Source organism: Ensifer sp. 22521, from assembly GCF_052044795.1.
Classification (GTDB): Bacteria; Pseudomonadota; Alphaproteobacteria; order Rhizobiales; family Rhizobiaceae; genus Ensifer.
In genome coordinates this window covers 1-14008 of the sequence record NZ_JBQENM010000024.1, presented here as the reverse complement: position 1 = coordinate 14008, position 14008 = coordinate 1, and the positions used below count along the sequence as shown (strand labels likewise).

11 protein-coding genes and 1 pseudogene are annotated in these 14008 nt (G+C 62.2%); 2 read left to right on the top strand and 10 right to left on the bottom strand.

Features of this window, described 5'->3' with window-relative positions:
• Positions 1-67 precede the first annotated feature (67 nt).
• The 10 genes from ACTJKE_RS27970 to ACTJKE_RS27925 form a co-directional block, all read right to left on the bottom strand.
• Positions 68-2233: a glycoside hydrolase gene (locus ACTJKE_RS27970; RefSeq protein ID WP_440693164.1), complete on the bottom strand. Its 2166-nt coding sequence runs from the start codon at positions 2231-2233 to the stop codon at positions 68-70.
• Complete coding sequence (locus ACTJKE_RS27965) at positions 2233-3231, bottom strand: glycosyltransferase (protein ID WP_440661175.1); 999 nt, start codon at positions 3229-3231, stop codon at positions 2233-2235. The genes ACTJKE_RS27970 and ACTJKE_RS27965 overlap by 1 nt, the downstream gene beginning before the upstream one ends.
• 81 nt (positions 3232-3312) lie before the next feature.
• The gene (locus ACTJKE_RS27960; RefSeq protein WP_440661173.1) at positions 3313-3675 is read right to left on the bottom strand and encodes a VanZ family protein; all 363 of its coding nucleotides are present in this window, start codon (positions 3673-3675) and stop codon (positions 3313-3315) included.
• Positions 3676-3814: 139 nt separating this feature from the next.
• Positions 3815-4912, bottom strand: a complete 1098-nt coding sequence (locus tag ACTJKE_RS27955) for a glycosyltransferase family 4 protein (RefSeq protein ID WP_440693162.1) — start codon at positions 4910-4912, stop codon at positions 3815-3817.
• 328 nt (positions 4913-5240) lie between these two features.
• A complete protein-coding gene (locus ACTJKE_RS27950; RefSeq protein WP_058328895.1) occupies positions 5241-6500 on the bottom strand; it encodes a glycosyltransferase family 4 protein in 1260 nt (419 codons plus the stop codon).
• 9 nt (positions 6501-6509) lie between these two features.
• Positions 6510-7271 carry a polysaccharide deacetylase family protein gene (locus tag ACTJKE_RS27945; protein WP_440693117.1) on the bottom strand — a complete coding sequence of 254 codons (762 nt, stop codon included), beginning with the start codon at positions 7269-7271 and terminating at the stop codon, positions 6510-6512.
• Positions 7264-8592: an O-antigen ligase family protein gene (locus ACTJKE_RS27940; RefSeq protein ID WP_113512604.1), complete on the bottom strand. Its 1329-nt coding sequence runs from the start codon at positions 8590-8592 to the stop codon at positions 7264-7266. Before ACTJKE_RS27940 ends, ACTJKE_RS27945 begins: the two co-directional genes overlap by 8 nt.
• A 13-nt stretch (positions 8593-8605) precedes the next feature.
• Entirely contained in the window at positions 8606-10222 is a 1617-nt protein-coding gene (locus ACTJKE_RS27935) for a GumC family protein (protein WP_113512606.1), read from the bottom strand.
• Between the two features lie 128 nt (positions 10223-10350).
• Entirely contained in the window at positions 10351-11499 is a 1149-nt protein-coding gene (locus ACTJKE_RS27930; protein WP_440693115.1) for a GNAT family N-acetyltransferase, read from the bottom strand.
• Complete coding sequence (locus tag ACTJKE_RS27925) at positions 11489-12811, bottom strand: lipopolysaccharide biosynthesis protein (RefSeq protein WP_113512610.1); 1323 nt, start codon at positions 12809-12811, stop codon at positions 11489-11491. Before ACTJKE_RS27925 ends, ACTJKE_RS27930 begins: the two co-directional genes overlap by 11 nt.
• A gap of 270 nt (positions 12812-13081) precedes the next feature.
• Between ACTJKE_RS27925 and ACTJKE_RS27920 the strand changes: the two genes are divergently transcribed.
• The gene (locus ACTJKE_RS27920; protein WP_082663677.1) at positions 13082-13735 is read left to right on the top strand and encodes a N5-glutamine methyltransferase family protein; all 654 of its coding nucleotides are present in this window, start codon (positions 13082-13084) and stop codon (positions 13733-13735) included.
• Positions 13732-14008: pseudogene (locus ACTJKE_RS27915) on the top strand (hypothetical protein); the annotation flags it as partial. The gene ACTJKE_RS27920 and the pseudogene ACTJKE_RS27915, both read left to right, overlap by 4 nt.

The window sequence follows — 14008 nt, the reverse complement described above, 5'->3', positions numbered from 1 at the left end:
GCTTGAAAGCGGCGGAGAATAAGCTGACATCGTGGCCATTCATTGATCCACTGGCGACAGACGATTTCTATTGCAGCTCGAGAAGGAAATAGGTCGTCGGACCGGAGGGAACGTCGTTTGAGAGACGGAAGGCCACCGCGCCCTTCCCCTTCAAGACGGGCGCATGCGCAGTCCCATCGAGACCAACAGGCGAAACGCTCCAGCTCGGAACGCTTCGATCCATCGAAATGTCCACATAGCCTTCCCGGATCAGGACAGGCAAACGCCCGAAATCCTCGATCACCTTCTCTTCGGTGTCGCGAAATGTCATGCCGGTGTTCTGCGCATCGGTCGCAAAGATCAAGAGGAAGCGGCGGCTCTTGCTCAGAGATGCTTCGCCATCGAGCGCCGAGACGGCGACGAGCCCATTGCCATCGGCCCCTTCGATGCGCAGGACGCCGAGATCAATAGGCGCCCGCAACGACGAGAAGGCTGCGGCTTCGGTTGCGGTCGTTGCAACGCGCAATTGCCCGGCAAAGCGGTTCAGCACGATCTCGCCTGTGCTGCTTTGATAGATGCCGGCATCGATATTCGTGCCATTGTCCCGCGGAAGCGCGCCGCCTTGGCGCAGGCTTTCGAGGAGCGCTTCGCTGCTTTGCTGGCGTGGTTGCAGTACGGCCGGTGTTTTGCCGAGATCCTTTCCATCCTCAAGTCCAATCCGCCCGATGAGTGCAAGATCCGTCAGATGCTCCGGTTCCCGCGCCTGCATGTCGTCGGAGAGATCCTCTTCACCACGCACGGCAAACGGAACGGTTACGTCCGATGTCGCAACGTCCCCGCGGCGGTAAAGCAGCGCTGCCAGCGTCTCGCCGGCTCGCGCAACAGGATCGAGCGCGATCGCATAGGGAAGCATTGCCTTCTTGTGTGCGAAGGGCTCGCCATAGGTAAGAACGATCGGGCCGTGACCATGGCGGCAAAGCGCGTCCCAACCTTGCAGTGCCGCATAGGCCGGCATCGCCAGCCCCGCCTCGTAGCGGTAGCGGTTCCAGAAGAGATGATCGTACTCGCTGACCACGAAGGGCCTGCCGAGCCAGCGCGCTGCGGCGATCATCCGGATATAGTTCACCCCGTCGGCAATCGAGCTCGCCTGGGTGGTTTTGCTGCCCGGCGCGTAGCCGCTGACCCAGTCGTGATAGGTATTCATGGTCACGGCTTCGAGGTCGCGTCGGCTGAGCGACGCCTGGACCGTCGGCCAATTGTTGTAGTTGCTGATCAGGCCGCGGTAGCCAAGCCCGCGCAGCACCTCGCTCATACGTGCAGTTGTGGCCCGTTCCGTCTCGATGAAGAAAGCCTGCAGATCCCGCAGACGCGCGCTGTCGCCGTAGCGGTCTGCGGGAAGCTCGACCGATCTCGCCTCGATCATCTCATCGGAGCGAAGATCGGGCCAAGCCTTGGCCAAAGCTTCGGTGGAACCATAGCGTTTCGCCAGCCAGTTGTTGAACGGCTTGGCGAGCAACGGATCGTAAGGCGCTTTTCCCGGCCGATCGTGCACGACAGTGTCGAACTCCATCCCGTTCTCGTTGGCGAGAATGACGACGGCCAGGGCATCGTCGCGGATGGGCGCGACGCCCGTATAGGGGTTCACGCGCGCAAGGATCGTTTCCTGCATGCGCTTCCAGTGCTCGAACGCCCGGTCATCCACAAACAGGTCGAGCTTGAGGTTTCCTCCATTGTCCCAACGGTCGTCAAAGCCGCCATAGACGCCGCGCGGCGACGAGAGGCCGTCAATCATCCAGTAGATGCCGTTGCGCTTCAGCGCCGCCAGCAGATAGTGAATGCGGTCAAGTGTCTCGGGGTCGTAGTCGAAATCCCGGTCACGGCCGAACATCAGGCTTGCATCGACGAAATGCAGTCGAGAGAGATTGTAGCCATGCATCGCCAACTGCCGGGCGTAGCGGTCGGCCGTTTCGTGATCGGGGAATCCTCCAGAAGCCGGGCTCCAGGCAAGCGAAGCGCAGAGCATCCTTTCAGGTTTTTCGGGTGAGCTCGCGAACGCGAGCCGGCCATTGGCGCCTGCGACCATGCGACGATCCGCATCGATCGTCCCGTTCGGCAGGAAAGACGAGAAGTCGAGCGGACTGCCTGTCCGCAGTTCGAGCGAGACTTCGCGCACCGGAAGCCACTGATCGGATGCGCGCATGGGCGAACCGAATGCGAGAAGCATTGCCGCAACAGCGAACAGCCGACGCCCCATCACGCCGGGGCTCCGAGCAGCTTGCTCTCGATCGGCGCATCGGGCTTCCGGCGCGCCCGGAAGAAGCCGACCGGCAGGGCGGCCGCATGGAAGAACCAGGCGACGACGGTGTAGAGCCCCATGCTGATGCCTCCCTTGCGCAGGCTCATGAGCCCGACGACGCCGGCGAGGATCGCAAGGACCACGCCGAGCGCGAGCGCCCTGTTGGGCATGAAAAGCAGCATGCCGAGCGAAACCGCCCACCAGAGATAGACCAGCGCCCAGAGCTTGAGCTCCGGCAGCTCCCTGATGAGCTGCAGGAAATAGGGCCGGCCAAGCGATGCGCGCAGCAGCTCGCCAATGCCGAACAGATATTTGCTCTTCCAACGGCGGACGAGCAGCCGGTAGGAATTGTCCGTGTGGCCAAAATGCTGGACGAAGCGGCGGTCGAGACGATGCAGCTTCCAGCCGGCACTGCGCAGCCGGATACCGAGGTCGAACTCCTCGTAGCCATGGAGATTGCGATCGGAGAGATAACCGACCGCCTGGATCGCCGAGCGGCGATACAGGCCGCCGCCGTTCATGCGGTCGATTGCGCCGATGCGGTTCTCCGGCGCATTGCGCGTGACCCGCCGGGCGAATTCGAGGTTGGAGGTCAGCATCTCCTGCACATGACCGGTGACGCCGCCGACCTTAGGATTGTCGGCCAGGAACGCCTCGGCAACCTCAAGGAAATCGCTGTCCAGAAGCATGTCGCCATCGAGCAGGCAGACGTGGTCGTGGCGGGAATACTGGAAACCGAGCTGCGGACCGATCCCGCAACTTGGAAGCGCCGGCGGGCTGATCTGGGCGATGACGACCGGATAGAGGGAGGCAATCTCTATGGTTCTATCGGAGGAACCGCTATCGGCGACGATGACCTCACCGCCGACCGTCTTGAGCGCGACAAGCGCACTCTCGATGTTCGCGGCGATGCGCTTTTCTTCGTTCAGCGTCTTGATGATGACGGATACTGCCACGCATTCCCCCCATATCAGCAGCGCGTCGACAACCGCGCCTAAGTCGCCGGCGATCTTACCCGCGATATTTTGCGTTTTGGTTTACCGCCCCAGCAAGCGCAGAAATGGCAACCGATAGCGAAAGAGGAACCAGCCGCCGAAGACGCCGCAGGCACCACCGAGAAGCTTGACGGAGACATCCGCCGCCCGCGCATGGCGATCCGCCGAAATCATCTGCAAAAGTTCGAAGCCGATCGCGGCGGCAAGCACGAGAACCAAGACACGCACGAGGTGCTTCGGATAGGCGATCGCGAACAGCAGCCCCAGCAGGCCGAAAGCGCCGAACCGCTCGAGATGGACGAGATGCCCGATGCGGGGACGCAATTCGAGGGGAGACATCGTCGAATAGGCGATCACGGCAAAAAGGAGCCATGCGAAAAGGCCGGCGGCGCGTTTGAGGTTCATTGTCAGCTTGTCTTCCAGGCGGCGTGCAAGGCACGGCAATCGTCGAACGGACCACGACAGCGACCGCCTGCCCATCCAAACGTGCAAGGCGCGCTGTCGTACTTGATTGGCGAAGACACGGGCAGACGCGAACGTCGGCCTATTTCGCCAGCAATGCGCTATACACCGAAGCAGTCTTTTGCGCCACGTTTGTCCAACTGTAGGTAGCTTCCGCGTGGGCCGCGCGCTCCCGCACGTCGTCATCGCTGAGTGGCGCAGCAAGCTTTGCGGTGATGCCGGCTGCAAGCGCATCGATATCGCCCAGCGGAAAGTACTCGTCGGGCGCAAGGTCCAGTTCCCGGTTGGGAATGATATCGCTTGCCAGCAAGGGCAGGCCGTAGGCCATCGCCTCCAGCAGCGCGATCGGCATGCCCTCATGGCTTGAAGGCAGCACGAACAGGGCGGCATTGGCGAAGAGTTCTGCCAGTCTATCGCCGGACTGGAATCCGGTAAGCACCACCCCCGGCACCTCGGAGGCGAGGGTTCTCATCTCTCGGACATAGGGCGTCTCGAACTCCGCGTCGCCGACGATGACGAGCCGGACATCCGTCAGCCTACATTTCGCGAAGGCCCTGATGAGATCGAGCTGCCGCTTCTCCGGAACCAATCGTGCGGCGAGCAGGATGTAGCGTCGCGGCGCCAGGCCAAATTCACGCAGGATACCGGCGTTGCCGGAGGGCAGCGTAATCGCGACACCATTTGGGACCAGCGTCATCGACACATGGTGGCGCGCGCGCATGGTTTGGACGATATCCTGCGATATCGCCACGCGCCCGTTCGAGAACCGCATGCCGAAGAACTCGCCGAGCTTGAGCGTGCGCCTGGCAAAGGCGCCCCACTTCTGCCGGTCGTAGTCGTAGCCATGATGGGTGACGACAACCTTCAGTCCGAAAACGCGTGCAAGCGGCGTCATCAATGCCGGGCCGATGGCGTGGATATGCAATACGTCCGGCCGCCGCCAGGCGGCAAGACATACGCCGAGGAACGTGTGAACCAGCGCCTCCAGCGCCATGCGGCGCGGCGACCAGAGAGGGATGACCTCGACCCCGTTCCAGGCGTAGCAGTCGCTTTCCTGAAGATAGCGCCGACGCCCGACGACCTCGACATCCCAGCCGTAGCCCAGGAGTTTGCTGGCGAGCATTTCAACGTGTTTCTCGACACCGCCTTGGACGTTCGGAATACCGCGCAAGCCCAGCATCATCACGCGCTTGCGCTCGCCTCTGGCGGCAACAGCGCCACTCTGGACGGCCACAGCCCGCTGCCTCCCAGACAGAGCCGCGCCGCGCCGGGGCATCTGCGCCCGTCCCTCGGACAGCCCGGATTGTGCCATCTCCTGTGCAATCACCGGCTGCTGGCGGTGACTTCGCGAGACATCAGAGTTACTGCTCATGCGTCGCCTCGAAAGTTGTCCGTACCACATTTCACGGCAAAATACTTATCAACCAAGTAAATATTTCATTGACCACTTATATAACTGACCAGAAACCGTACGGCGAGCCCACTTTACTACAAATTGCGCGCGACGGTTAACGGCGCCGGCCCTCCCCCGCCCCGAGCGATGCATAGAGGTCCAGGGTTCTGTCGCGATAGGCGGCAGCCGAGAATTCACTGGCGACCCAGCGCCGGCCCGATGCCCCCCTGGCCGCACGTTCGGAGGAAGGCAGCGCCGCCATCCCCGTCAGTGCGCGCGCGAGATCGTCAGCATCACCGGGTTTTGCCGTCATCCCGGTCTCACCTTCCCGGATCATTTCGGGAATACCGCCGATCGATGCGCCGATGACGGGTCGTCCCAACGCATAGGCTTCAAGCACGCTGATCGGTGCGTTCTCGTACCATTCAGACGGCAGGACCAGGGCGCGTGCTTCCCCAATCAGACGGTGCAGGGCCTGACCCGAGAGATAACCGGCGAATGTGACATCGGCCCCCGTCTGCTCGACGAGCGCGCGAAGCATCGCTTCCTCGGGCCCGGTTCCGGCAATCACCAGGCGCTGGCGCGACGATGCCGCCGCTCGTATCAACGTCTCCAACCCCTTCTCCGGCGCCAGACGTCCGGCGAAGACGAAATAGTCGCCCTCTGTCCATTGGTCGGAATAGTCCTCGACGTCGACGAAGTTCGGAATGTGGACCATGCGCTCACGCGGCCATCCCCACTCGACCAGCTTGCCGACATAGAACTTGCTTGGCACGACGATGCGGTCCACCTGGTTGCGGTAGAGACCGAGAGCGCGGTGCACCAGGGTTTCCGCAAGCACCACCGCGCTCAGCGTCACCTCTCCCTTGATGCAGCGGTGGCGCAACACGTTGTAGACGTGCCCGCCGCGACAGTCCTCGCAGACGGCGCCTTCGCGCAGCATCTTGTAGGAGGGACAGGCAAGCTTCAGATCGTGCGCCGTCATGACGACGGGGATGCCGGCTTGCTTCAGCGTCGAGAAGATCGCTGGCGACAGATGATGGTAAACATTGTGCGCATGGGCGATCGAGGGCCGGGCACTCCGGATCAGCCGGTCGATGTTGCGCTGCGCCTCGCGCGAATAGATCACGCTCGCCGCCTGCACGACCTTGCGCAGCAGATTGGTGCGCCGGCCGTATTCGATCTCGGAGACGAAATAGTCGGACCATGGCGAAGGCTCATTGTCCTCATGCTCCATGGCAAAGGGCACCACGTCCCAGCCGATGTCGCCGAACATCTTCATATGGTCGAAGAAAACCGCTTCGGCGCCGCCGCGGCGATAGAAGTAGTTATTGATGGCGAGCAGCCTGTTGTTGCCGTTTCGTTGGCCAGACATGGCGCTCTCCTACCAGCCAAGCCTGTCGAGCACCCGCTCGACGGGCAGGACCACGCATCCCTTCCCGACCGCGTATTCGACGAGGCGTTCGAAGGTCTCCGGCGTGCAGCCATAGGGCGTCGGACGCGCGGCGATGTCGTGGGTAAAAAACACGAGCCAGCCGGGGCGGGCGACCACATCGTCGATCCAACCACTCAGTGCGCGCGCATCCGCTTCCGGCTGACGGATCTCCACTGCCTTGAGCATCAACGGGTCGACGGTGGTGCGATTGATGCTTTCGCCAGCGGCGCGGCAGGTGCGGTAACGCCGCCCCAGTTCCCGGCGCGACAGCGGCCAGGCGGCATTGTAGGGAAAGGCGAAATTCGTCGCTACCGACCCAACACCGCTGCGCTTCAGATAATCGGCATTGCGGTCGAGATCCCGAGCAAGACCAGCAGCACCCAGGCGCCTGATCTTGCTATGTGAAAAGGTATGGCAGCCGACTTCGTGGCCGCGGCCGGCCAGATCGGCGCATCCCTCCGCTGAGATCAGAGTGCGATCAACCTCGACGCGATCGGCCAATCCGCCAGCGATGTAGAATGTCCCCCGTGCACCGTGGCGCTCGAGGATCGCAGCCCCATTATGAAGCGCAGAATCCGGCACGTCATCGAAGGTGAAGGAAACGAGCGGCACATCGGTCACAACGTCGCGCGGCTTGGCCGCGAAGCGCCAGATCAATCGGTTGGCGACGCGATCGACAAGGCCGTCGACGGTTTGCAGGAGATCAGGCATAGACGGCTCCGGATTTAACCTGCTGCGGGGCCACCGAAAGAACCGCGCGCGATTGTAGGTGCAGGCCGTAAAGGGAAAAGAGGAAGGTGAACCATAAGAGGTTGCCGCCCTCGAAAAACAGGCTCTCGAGGCCGGCATTGAAGATCGTGTAGAGCCAGACGCGGATGTAAAGCCGGGTCAGATGCGAATGCTCCACGGCCGGTGCCAGGCGCGCGATGTTGCGGAGAGGCAGAACCAAAAGCCAGATCACCGTCAGCAACAATCCGGGAAAACCCGTCGTTAGGGCGATGTCGAGATAGGAGTTGTGACCATTTGCGGCCGCCACAGCCCAGGTCTCGATCGAGCCACCGCTGTTGACCAGTTCCGACGTCTGCCAGAAAGCCTTGAAGCCGTAGCCGGTGATCGGTTGTTCGGCGAGCGCCGTGAAGGCGAAGCGCCAGATATCGGCGCGGTTGGTAAAGGTCGCATCGATGCCAAGCTCGGTGACGAAGTCGCTGAGTGGCTTGAACACCGCGGAGCCGACGGCGAAGAGATTGAACAGACCGACCCCGCCGATAACGATCGGGATACGCAGGTAGCGCAACCGCTCGAAAACCCAGGCAAGCAGCACAATCGCCGGCAGCATGGCGGTCGAAGTCTTGCCGCCCGTGTGGAGCAGGAAGTTGAACGATAGAACGACGATAACCAGCCCGGCCAGTCGTGACCAGACGTTCATGACGAAGAGGCCAAAGAAGGCGGCAATCACCATGGCCGCCGCAGCGCTGTTCTTGTGGGGGAAATGACCACGCCAAAGGCCGGCGTTCATCGGTTCGCGCAGTTCGGAGGCCTGGTGGATTGCAAGCGTCGGCTTGAAGAGAATCCCGTAATAGGCGACCGACAGCATGAACAGGGTGCCGATACCGAGCATCTTGGCGAAATGTCGCTCCGAAGCCGGCAGCAGCAGGTAAATGCTCGCGTTGATCGTCACCATGACGGCGAGCACGGTCCCCTTGATGCCAAACATCGGATAGGCCGATATGGCCGAGACGAACAGGAACCAGATGTAGAGCACGGCCAACAATGGCCGCGGCTGTAGGATGATGCGCCGCATCGGATGCGCCAGCCCATAGGCGAACATGCCCGCAAAGAGTGCAAGCGATACGATCTGGTTCAAGCGATTGGAATTGCCGGCCGAAGGATCCAACACCGCCGCCCCGGTTAGATCGATAAAGGGCGTGGTTGTTATCCAGAAAAACAGGAACGTCGCCATGAAGAGCACGGTTCCTATACGGATGCGGAGCAGGTCCGCCGGGCTCTCCTCACGATAGACGGCGCTCGTCATGCCGTCCCCTCTCTCAGGCCACTGCGGGCCGGCGTCCGCGCAGGAAACGCCAGAGCCCCAGCGTTAGGGCCAGGCCGATACCAAGTGCGAGACCGAAAATCGCGCCGCCCGCGAGCAGGATCAATGTCCGCGGCGGCCAGCTCCGCGCATTCGGCGGCAAAGCGCGCGAGATGACGCGGACATTGGTCGTGTCGATCTGCTGGCGCTCGGTGATCTGCTGGGCGCGCGCCAGGTGGGTCTCGTAGATGGTGGCCTTGGCGCGGGCATCTCTCTCGAGATCCCGAAGTTGCACCTGAGCCTCGTTGTCGGAAAATACATTCGACTTCTCGTCGCTCGCCTTGGCCCGCAAGGCGGCAAATGCCTGCTGCTCACGATCCGTATCTGCCTTGGCGCGATCGAGGATCCGGCGCGCTTCGTCGGTCATTGCCCCTTCCAGCGTCGCGCGCTCGGAGCGGGCATTGACGAGACGCGGATGGCGCTCACCATAGGTGCGCTGCATCGAGGCGATCTGCTGTTGCAGCACGTTATATTGCTCGCGCAGGTTCGTCATGTTGACGGATTCGAACTCCGAGGCGCTCGCGGTTCGGCCCTGAGCGATGGCATCGTTCATCTGCCGGTAGCGCGTATCCGCCTGGATGAAGCGCTGCTGGGCGTCGAGAACCTGGGTATTGAGTTCGTTCGAAAGCTGATTGCTGACGAGCTGGCCGTCGTTGGTCGACTGCAGACCATTCTTGCGGCGGAAATCCTCGACGGCGCGTTCAGCCTCGGTGACATTGTGGCGCAATTCGTCGAGGCGCGCATTGAGGTTCTGGGCAACACGGCCGGCGCTCTCGGCGGCAGATTGAAACAGCTCCTGCTCAAAGGCCGCGACGATCGCGTTGGACAGCGTCACCGCCTTCGCCGCCTCTTCGCTCCACACCTTCATCACCACGACGAAGGAACGCTCCTCGCGCCGGGCTTCGACGCGCTCCGACAGCGCCCGCATCGCGGCAAGCGCATTTCCTGCCTGCTGCTCCGCCTTCGTCGAAAAGAGGCTCTTCAGTGAATCGAAGGCCGAGGGCTTCACGAACTCCGGATCCTCGGCAAGGCGCAACTGGTCGATCACGCGCGACAGCACGTTGCGCGATGTGAGAATGCGAAGCTTGCTTTCGACTTCCAGCAACTGCGCATCGCGCTGCGGGTTGGAGGTGAAAACGTCGTCGCTGACGACATTCAGGTTGGAGGGGTCGACAACGATGTCGGTGTAGACATTGTAGCGCGGCGTCGCCGTCATCGCATAGGCAAGCGCGGCGGCCACACAGAGCATCACTGCGACGACGACCCAGAGGAGCCCGTCGCGCAGCCAGCCGATGATATCATCGACGCCGACGTTGCCGAGGTCGTTCAATCCGGGGAGATACCTGTCGCGACGCACCGGTGGGGGTGACACAGCCGCCTTGACCTGGCGCCTTGGGACTTCCGAGGGCTCGTCGGGTTGCAACCGCGAATTTGCGAGCTTCTCGGCCACCTGCTCCGCTTCCGGCAAGTCAGACGACAGCAGATCGAGCAACGACCCTCTCGCGGCCGGTGCACGCTGATCGTGCGCCGGCTGGCTGGGCCCCCGTTTTTCGGCCTCGTCCGGCCTGTACATAAGCATCCCTCACGCACGCCCATCAAGACGCGAAGATCGTGACCCCGCGAGCCGCCTTCTATCGCAGAATTAAGGTTCTAGGGTGAATATTCCGTTAAACGGCAGGGATTGCCACTTAACGCACGGCGTCAGAAGTCGGTCAGCAACCGGCTCCAGCTCTCGGACGCCAGTCCGCCGACATAGATATCGTTGCGCTGGGCGGCATCCTTGAGATCCGCGTGCCGGGTCACCATGCAGAAGTAGCCGCGATGATGGAAGGAGAGCCATCTCTGGCGAGAGATCGCGTTCATCAGGAAAGGCTGCGCGCTGCCGGTGGCAAGCGCGTAGCCCTCCGCATCAAGCGAATGGAACATTTGCGCGGTGACGTCGAACTCACGGCCGGCCTCGCAGACGATGTTGAGCACCGTCGCCGTCTCACCGGCCTTGCCGAAATAGAGATAGGCGCCGATCACGCGCCCGCGCTCATCCACGATCTCCCGGCTCAGGAGTTCACCCAGCGTGTTGTTCAAACCGGCGACGGCCGTCAGCCAGTCGAATTCACTGCGGGACCAGACGGGTCTGACCGCAAAGCGCTTAAGCATCGGCTCGGCGCACTCGACAAAGGCCGCGAGGTCGATGGCACGCGTTGTGCAACCGGCTGCGGCATCCGGCTTCGTCCTGGGGCGACGGCGGCGCAAAATTCGATCGGCGACCGTGAGTGGGCCGATGACAACGCGCGATCGAAGGAGCGGCGCCTGTCGGCCAATCGTCAGAGCCCAGGCTTTGAGCGGCCGAAAGGAACGGCGCCAATCGAGGCTCTGTATCGGAAGTACGACGCCCCCGCCTGCCACCCAGTGGTCCGCACTGACCGGCGACGAATTGTCCGAGAAGCACATATCCTGTTTGGCGGCGCGCATGGCGCGGGCAAGGCAGGCTGCGCCGACTGCACCGGCCTTGCCTTCGGACATGAAGGCGCAAAGCAGTTTCGCTACCGTATGTCGGCCATTGACCGTGAACTCCATCGGCAGCGCCAGTATGGCGCTGCCGATGTCGCCGGTCCCATCGTCATAGACGATGCTACCGTTTTCCGGGGAATAAAGCGGGCTGCCGAAGAAGGTGGTCTCGAGATACCGCTGAAGCTCTTCGCTCGCCGCCGGTTGGCGCTTGCGAAAGATCCGGGTGAACATGCTGCTGACGACGGGAATATCCCGCGGCTCCATGGCCCGGACGTTGCCCAGGCGCGGCACTTCCCGGCCGAGCGGCCTTGCTGCCTGGATGTTTTCGGCCTCAAGCTTCATGGGCCATCCTCGTCGCCAGAGACGCGCCGCCAGCGGCCTGCTCCCGATCATTCCGCACGAAGCGCAAGAAGACGGTCCAGGACACGAAGACCATCGCAATTTCGATGACATAGAAGGAGACGAACGTTCCGGTCGGCGGCGCATACCAGGTGGCCCAGGCCGTAAGCGCGGCGCCGAGCACGCTGCCGAGGCCCATGACCGAGGCGCGCGCCGGATGGTGACCCGATGCGCCGAGCGCCTCCATTGCAACCGTCCACATGGCAAGCGGCACCACGACCCAGCAGAGGATGCGGACGAAGGAAACGAGCGACACGTAATCCTTGCCGAAAAGATAAGGCAGGACTGGCGCGAGTACAAAGACCGCAATAGCGGCGGCGATACTGATCAACGTGGCGGCAATTAGCACCTTGCGCACACGTTCGAACGCATGGTGCAGCCCGGTTGCAGTCGCTTTCGCGGAGCCGGGATAGATCAACCGGTTCAGCGCTTCGACCGACAGATAGCTGCTCTCCAGCATACGCCGCGCGACACTGTAGCTCGACATGACCTCGGCAGTCGCCACCAGGCTCAAAACCAAGAGGTCAGCATTCTGCCTGACGGCACGCAGGATGAACGGGATGCTGAAATAGAGCCCCAGCGGCAGCTCTTCACGGACGATGCCATAGGTCGGACGCCCCAGCACCTTGACGGCACGTAAGCAACCGACAGCCACGAGCACATGACAGATGAACTGCCACACCGCCCAGGAGGCGACCGTCGCAACTCCGAACGCGATACAGGCGAGCGCGGCAGCAATGGTGCGCGCCACGGCAAAGCCGACGACGACCTTGTTTGCCGAGGCAAAATTCGAATGCGCGAGGAAGATCTGCTCCGCCAGCACGATGATGCGAACGAAGACGATGTTGGTGATGAGCATAAGCGTGATCAACGCGACATTGGTCGCGGGATCCGGTGACAACGTGAAGAAGAATGGCAGGACGGCAGCGCCAAGCAGAACCAGGATCACGCCGCTCACGGCGGTCAGCAGAATATTGTGCCCGAGCATGCGCGCGTACATGCTGCGATCGCGCGCCACGCGGCGCACCAGGCACTCCATCGCGCCAAGACCGCACAGGTGCACTGCGATGTTGGCGACAGCGGTAATTGCGACGAAAATGCTGAACTCATGCACGCCGAGCCAGCGCGCCAGGATAGCAAACGTCAGAAGCTGGGCGGCGGACCCGATGACGAGGCTACCGCCGGATGCAGCATAGGACATGATCATCGAGAGGAACGGTCTGTGCGCGCGTTCCTTCACACCTTCCGAAGCCATTCCGATCTGCCTTTGACACCAACCAGCCGTTCATTGCGCAAAAGCGCACTCAATGACAGCGAGCAATCGCCTTTGATCGCTGCGCAAGGTAGCAGGTAGAGATGATTGCGCGGTTAACACATGCGCCGCAATTGCATTTGAGCTTCATTTACCCGATTACAATAGTCTGCAGCACTGCGCGTTTACAGATTTATCCAGGAACAATTCGACCGAGGACATGAGGGGGTGACCGTGCCGCACAACGACAATCATATCCGTCTGCATCGCTTCATGGGCGTGGAGCTTGAACTGGCACCCGACGTTCTCGTCCCGCGCGAGGAAACGGAGCTCCTCGGAAGAAAAGCCGTGTCGATCCTCGCGGATGGCCCTTCGGCACCGACCGTCATCGACATGTGCTGCGGCTCTGGAAATCTCGCACTCGGTATCGCCAACGATGTCCCGTCTGCCCGCGTCTGGGGCGCCGACCTCACGGACAGCACCGTTGCGCTGGCGCGCCGCAACGTCGACCGGCTCGAGACCGGCGCACGCGTTTCCATCCGGCAGGGGGATCTCTTCGCCGCCTTCGAAGGCGATAATCTCGAAGGCGCGGTCGATATGATCGTTTGCAATCCGCCTTACATCTCGACCGGACGGCTGGAGGGAGACCGGGCGCACCTGCTTGAAAGCGAGCCGCGCGAAGCCTTTGATGGCGGCCCCTACGGCATATCCATTCACCAGCGCCTGATCCGCGACGCCGTGGCCTTTCTGAAGCCGGGTGGCTGGCTGCTCTTCGAGTTTGGCGAGGGCCAGGATCGACAGGCGGCCGCCCTTCTATCGCGCATCAAGACCTATGAGCCTGTGACGTTCGCAACCGACCGCGACGGCAAGCCGCGCGTCGCAATCGTCAGGAAAATCGACGACCGGGACGGAAGCTTACCCAAATGAGCGAAATCCGTTCGCTTGAACGCGCGGACATCCCAGCGATCGCAGGCATGTTCCAGCGGGTGTTCCGCAACGACCAGAGCACGCCGCCGTCGGCACTTGCCGGTTACATGCAGCAGCTTTACCTCGATGCGCCCGGCTGCGATCCGCAGATACGCCCGCTCGTGCACGTGAACGACAAGGGCATCATTTCCGGATTTGTCGGCGTCAACGTCCTGCCCATGGTGCTGAATGGCCGCCGGCTGCGCGCGGCCATCTGCGGCTCGCTGATGGTCG